The organism is Sphingobium sp. ba1, assembly GCF_000743655.1.
In the GTDB taxonomy this organism is placed as follows: domain Bacteria; phylum Pseudomonadota; class Alphaproteobacteria; order Sphingomonadales; family Sphingomonadaceae; genus Sphingobium.
Genome location: NZ_JPPQ01000083.1, coordinates 161770 through 167456 on the forward strand (window position 1 = coordinate 161770; position 5687 = coordinate 167456).

Genomic DNA, 5687 nt, shown 5'->3' on the forward strand with positions numbered 1-5687 from the left:
ACCGGGCAACTTCCTTCCGACATTCTTGATCGCCGGCCTGATGTCGCGGCGCGATCATGGCTGGTGAACGCGCGTGCGGCGCGCCTCAAGAGCCTGAAGGCCGATCTGCTTCCGCGCTTCGCCATCCATTTTCTGGGGCAGAACGGGCATATCGAACTGGGCGGCCTGCCGGGCTATGGCGGAACCGGAGGTCTGGTCGGCCTTTCCGCATCGATGCCGCTTTTCAATGCCGGAAGGTTGCAGGCCAGTGTCAAGGCGGGCGATGCCGAACTTGAGGCTGCTCTCGCCAATTATGACCAGGCCATGCTGTCGGCGCTCGAGGAAGTTGAATCCGCTTATGGTTTTCGGGCGGGGCTGGACGAACGCCTGGCCGGGCTTATCCGTACATCCGACATGGCCCGCCGACGCGCCGACCAGCTGGCGATATTGTACGATGCCGGACGCACGCAGTTGGGCGATGTGTTGCAGGCCCGATTGGATGCGCTCTCGGACGAGGACAAGATGGAACAGACCCGCATCGCACAAGGAACGGCAACCGTTCAGCTCTATCGTGCGCTGGGGGGCGGCTGGTAAGGTTGCGCCGGGCCGCTCGGCCAGCGTCGAGGTCTGCTTTTCCGCCTTTTGAGGGCCACGCAGATCGACGAACTCAGCTGACCGATCACGACAAAATGCAGGTCGCTGAGTGACGCTGCAGGATCAACCTCATGATGTGACTGGGAAAAATGCGGCCTCGTATCAATTTTCCAGTCATCAATTAGGTGCCAGGCACAGTGGAATAAAATCTAAAGGTCAACTGTGCTATTCCTGCTTTAGAGCTATGAGAGCGCGCATGCGCCGAACAGAATAGGTGAGCCATGAAGGAGTTTCTCGAACGTGCGGCTGATCTGCCCCCACCGAGTGGCCCGATTGGTTTGTTAGTGGATTAAGCCCATCGCCGCCATATCCGGACGGAGGTGGAGCGAAGCGGAACCGGAGGCCGGATATGGCGGTGTCGCCGTTTCCGGTGCCGGCGGTCGGTAGCCCAGGCTGCTGTGAGGGCGAACGGTGTTGTAATGCCGCCGCCATGCCTCGATCAGCACCTTGGCCTCAGCGAGGCTGTAGAAGATCTCGCCGTTGAGCAGTTCGTCGCGAAGCGATCCATTGAAGCTTTCGTTATAGCCATTCTCCCATGGTGATCCCGGCGTGATGTAGAGCGTTGTCACGCCGATCTGCCCCAGCCATTTCTGGACGGCGGTCGCGATAAACTCGCTACCATTATCGGATCGTATATGCGCTGGCGGCCCACGCGAGATGAACAGGTCAGCCAACGCCGCCAGCACATCCTCGTGTTTGAGCTGCCGGGCAACGATGAGTGCCAGGCACTCCCTGCTGGCCTCGTCGATAATGGTCAGAATCCGGAACTTGCGGCCATCGTGCGTGCGCCCTTCGACGAAGTCGTAGGCCCACACATGCCCGGGATACTCAGGCCGTAGGCGGATACATGATCCGTCGTTGAGCCACAGGCGTCCCCGTTTGGGCTGGCGCAGCGGGACCTTCAATCCTTCGCGTCGCCATATCCGCTCGACCCGTTTGTGGTTCACCGTCCACCGCGCATGGCACAGCAACGCCGTCACCCGGCGGTAGCCATAGCGACCATATTGCTTCGCCAACGCGATGATGTCCTCCGTGAGCGCCTGTTCGTCATCTGCCCCACGCGGCACCTTGCGCTGTGTCGATCGATGCTGCCCCAGCACCCGGCATATCCGTCGCTCGGACACCCGGATCGGCAAATCTCGTCGCAACTGATCGATGCAGCGCCGCCGCCGCGCGGGGCTCAGAAGTTTCCCTTGGCAGCTTCCTGCAATATCAGCTTGTCCAGCGTCAGGTCCGAGATCGCCCGGCGCAGCCGTTGGTTTTCCTTCTCCAGATCCTTCATCCGCCGTGCCTGGTCGGTCTTCAGCCCGCCATATTCCTTGCGCCAGCGATAATAGGTCTGCTCGCTGACTGCGATCCGGCGGCACGCCTCTGCTGTCGAGGCTCCCTGCGCCAGAAAAATCTCAACTTCACGCAGCTTGCCGATAATTTCTTCCGGCTTGTGCTTCTTGCTCGGCATTCATCGTCCCTTTCGTGGTCCAAACTATCATAGTCTCTGGGCCACTCAGCGGGGGGCAGATCATGCTTTGGGTGTCAAATTCATGATCAGCATATATAACGAATAATAGACCAGTCGTCTATATGGCTATGGCGTCACCACCTACGCGGGCTCATCGGCATAGCCAATGGGAGGCATACATGAGCAACGTCGGGCGGCTCGCCGACAATATCGGCAACTTCAGCGCTGGCCGGCGCGGAGCGCCCCTGCGTGGCGCAGCGATGCTTCAAGGCATCGTGGTCTGCGGGATATGCGGACACCGCATGGGTCTTCACTCACTCTGCCCATAAGAAGACCCCCGTCTATCACTGCATCGATAGCGAGCAGAGCGGGCACTGCCAGAATGTGCGCGCAAACCAGGTTGATGCAGAGGTCGAGCGGCTGTTGATCGAAGCTCTACAACCCGATCGCATCGACCTTGCGCTTGCGGCTCATGAACAGATGAACGGCGAAAACCGGCTGCTGGAACGTCAATGGGCGCTGAATCGGGAGAAGGCGCATTACGAAGCGGAGCGTGCACGCCGACAATATGATGCCGTGGAGTCGGAAAAGCGGCTCGTCGCACGTTCGCTGGAAACGTTGTGGGAAGAGAAAATACGCGAAGCCGACGCGTCGAACAGGATTACGCGCGGTGGCATGTCGAGCAGGTTAACGCCCTGGCCGCCGCCGCGCGAACGCGTATCCTGACCATTGCCGACCCTGTTGCCCGCGTTCTCGAAGCGGGCTGGCATCGACGAACGCAAAGAGATGATGCGGCTCGTGATCGACAGCGTGACGGTCGACAAGAGCCGTGCGCAAGGCCGTATCTGGTTCGCGATCCTGTGGCAGACCGGCGCGCGAACAGAGCATGTGATCATCCGCAATACCGCCAACTATGACGATCTGGCTCACTTCGCACGCATCGAGGAGATGGTGCGAACGCTCAATGCTGTGGGATCACTCGACCGTCAGATCGCGGACGCCCTGACAGCCGAGGGCATCATGAGAAGATCGGCGCTCTGATCTATGCCAACCTCTTCGACAACGAGGGCGAAGACACCTTCTCGCTGATCTGGTCCCGCCCCAACGGCAGGCGCGCCGACTAAGACCCCACGCAAGACCCCGCCACAAGGTCGGGGCCTTGGTCCGTCATGCCTTCACTGTCCGGAGCCGCAGCGAATTGCCGATGACGCTGACGGACGACAGCGCCATCGCGGCAGCAGCGATGATCGGCGACAGCAGCAGCCCAAACGTGGGATAGAGCGCACCGGCCGCAATCGGTACGCCTGCCGCATTGTAGATGAACGCGAAGGCGAGGTTCTGGCGGATGTTGGCCATCGTCGCCTGCGACAGGCGTCGCGCGCGGACAATGCCGGTGAGATCGCCCTTGAGCAGCGTCACGCCCGCACTTTCGATCGCAACGTCGGTCCCCGATCCCATGGCGATACCAACATCGGCGGCGGCAAGCGCCGGCGCGTCATTTACGCCGTCACCCGCCATCGCCACCACCTTGCCCTGCGCCTTCAGGCGCTCGACGACCGCGGCTTTCTGGTCCGGCAGCACATCGGCCTCGACCTCATCGATGCCGAGCTTTCTCGCAACGGCTTCGGCTGTGGTGCGATTGTCACCGGTCAGCATGACGATGCGGATGCCTTCCGCATGCAGGGCCTTCAGTGCCTCAGGCGTGGTCGCCTTGATCGTGTCGGCGATGGCGAAGATGCCGCCGATGGCTTTATCGATGCCGATATAGATGGCGGTTGCGCCGTCGCGGCGTAGCTCATCGGCCTGTGCCGCGAGCGGCGCTGTATCAACCCCATGTTCGGCGAGGAAGGTGGTGCTGCCGAGCACCACATGCCGGCCCTCGACACGACCGATCGCCCCCTTGCCGGTCGGCGAGTCGAAGTCGGCGACATCGGGGATGGTGATCTTTCGCTCGTCGGCAGCCGCCACGATCGCCCGCGCAAGCGGATGCTCGGACGCCTTCTCCACGCCGGCTGCAAGCCGCAGGATGGTCTCCTCGACAAATCGCGGGGCCACGACGATCCGGGTAACGGCCGGTTTGCCTTCGGTAAGCGTCCCGGTTTTGTCGACCACCAGAGTATCGATCTTCTCCATCCGCTCGAGCGCCTCCGCGTTCTTGATCAGAACGCCGGCGGCCGCCCCCTTGCCGATACCCACCATGATCGACATCGGCGTCGCGAGCCCGAGCGCGCAGGGGCAGGCAATGATCAGCACGGAAACGGCCGCGATCAGGCCATGCGCCAGCCGCGGCTCCGGCCCCCATACACCCCAGGCCGCGAAGGCGAGCAGCGCGACGGCGATGACGACCGGCACGAACCAGCCCGACACCTGATCAGCCATGCGCTGGATCGGCGCGCGCGAGCGCTGGGCATCCGCGACCATCTGGACGATGCGGGCGAGCATGGTGTCGCGCCCGACTTTTTCAGCCCGGATGACGAGCGCGCCGGTCTGGTTCAGCGTACCTCCTACGACCGCTTCGCCGACTACACGCGTCACCGGCATGGATTCGCCGGTCACCATCGATTCATCGATCGATGAGCGACCCTGCTCGACCACGCCGTCAACCGGCACGGTTTCACCGGGCCGGACCCTGAGCCGATCACCGATGACGACGGCTTCGACAGGAATATCCTCTTCAGCATCGTTCCGCCCGATCCGCCGGGCGGTTTTCGGCGCGAGATTGAGAAGCGCGCGGATTGCGCCGGAGGTCTGCTCCCGGGCGCGCAGTTCCATGACCTGACCGAGCAGCACCAGCACGGTGATCACGGCCGCGGCCTCATAGTAGACCGCGACCGTGCCATCGGCGCCTCGGAAAGCCTGCGGGTAGAGCTGCGGCGCGAATGTCGCGACGATGCTGTAGCCCCAGGCGACCCCGGTGCCCATCGCGATCAGCGTGAACATGTTGAGGCTGCGGTTGACGATCGACGCCCAGCCACGTTCGAAGAACGGCCATCCGGCCCACAGGACCACCGGCGTCGCCAGCGCGAACTGGATCCAGATCGAGATGCGCATCGGCACCAAATGGTGCAGCGCCGGGATCAGGTGACCGCCCATCTCCAGCAGGAACACGGGCAAGGCGAGCACGAGGCCGATCCAGAAGCGTCGGGTCATATCGGCGAGTTCGGGGCTTGGTCCGGCATCCGCCGCCGCGATCAGCGGCTCCAGCGCCATGCCGCAGATCGGGCAACTACCCGGCGCATCCCGGCGGATTTCCGGATGCATCGGGCATGTCCAGATCGTCCCTTCCGTTGCGGTTGCCGTTACTGCCGCAACGTGGTGATGCTCATGGGTATCAGGTCCATGCGTGTGGCTATGGTGGGAATGATCGCCATGGGCGGCAGCACCCTCATGGTGATGTGCAGCATGCGCTGCCAGTGCCGCATAATGCACGGGGTCGGCGTCGAACTTCGCCTTGCAGCCGGCCGAGCAGAAGACGTAGCGCTCGCCTTCATACTCAGCATTGTGAGCGGTCCTGGCGGGATCGACCACCATGCCGCAGACCGGATCATGGTCGACGTGACCGGACGGCGTTTCGCCGTCCGGCTCATGATGGTGA

At 62.6% G+C, this 5687-nt stretch carries 5 protein-coding genes; 3 read left to right on the forward strand and 2 right to left on the reverse strand.

The window, feature by feature from the left end; all coding sequences use genetic code 11:
* The coding region (locus IL54_RS20070) for a TolC family protein (protein WP_193378914.1) at positions 1-573 on the forward strand (573 nt) is incomplete at its 5' end.
* A gap of 341 nt (positions 574-914) precedes the next feature.
* On the opposite strand, the gene IL54_RS20075 is transcribed toward IL54_RS20070, so the two are convergent.
* Positions 915-2092, reverse strand: a protein-coding gene (locus tag IL54_RS20075) for an IS3 family transposase (RefSeq protein ID WP_156106327.1) whose coding sequence is annotated in 2 segments (ribosomal slippage) — positions 915-1828 and positions 1828-2092 — 1179 coding nt in all. Because the reading frame shifts where the segments join, the coding sequence is not laid out codon by codon here.
* 249 nt (positions 2093-2341) lie between these two features.
* Between IL54_RS20075 and IL54_RS20085 the strand changes: the two genes are divergently transcribed.
* On the forward strand, positions 2342-2818 hold the full coding sequence (locus IL54_RS20085; RefSeq protein WP_037479890.1) for a hypothetical protein: 477 nt from the start codon (positions 2342-2344) through the stop codon (positions 2816-2818).
* A gap of 3 nt (positions 2819-2821) precedes the next feature.
* Positions 2822-3133 carry a hypothetical protein gene (locus IL54_RS20090; protein WP_099232143.1) on the forward strand — a complete coding sequence of 104 codons (312 nt, stop codon included), beginning with the start codon at positions 2822-2824 and terminating at the stop codon, positions 3131-3133.
* Positions 3134-3259: 126 nt separating this feature from the next.
* Here IL54_RS20090 and IL54_RS20095 read toward each other — a convergent pair whose 3' ends face one another.
* Positions 3260-5623 carry a heavy metal translocating P-type ATPase gene (locus IL54_RS20095; RefSeq protein ID WP_076605606.1) on the reverse strand — a complete coding sequence of 788 codons (2364 nt, stop codon included), beginning with the start codon at positions 5621-5623 and terminating at the stop codon, positions 3260-3262.
* Positions 5624-5687: the final 64 nt, after the last annotated feature.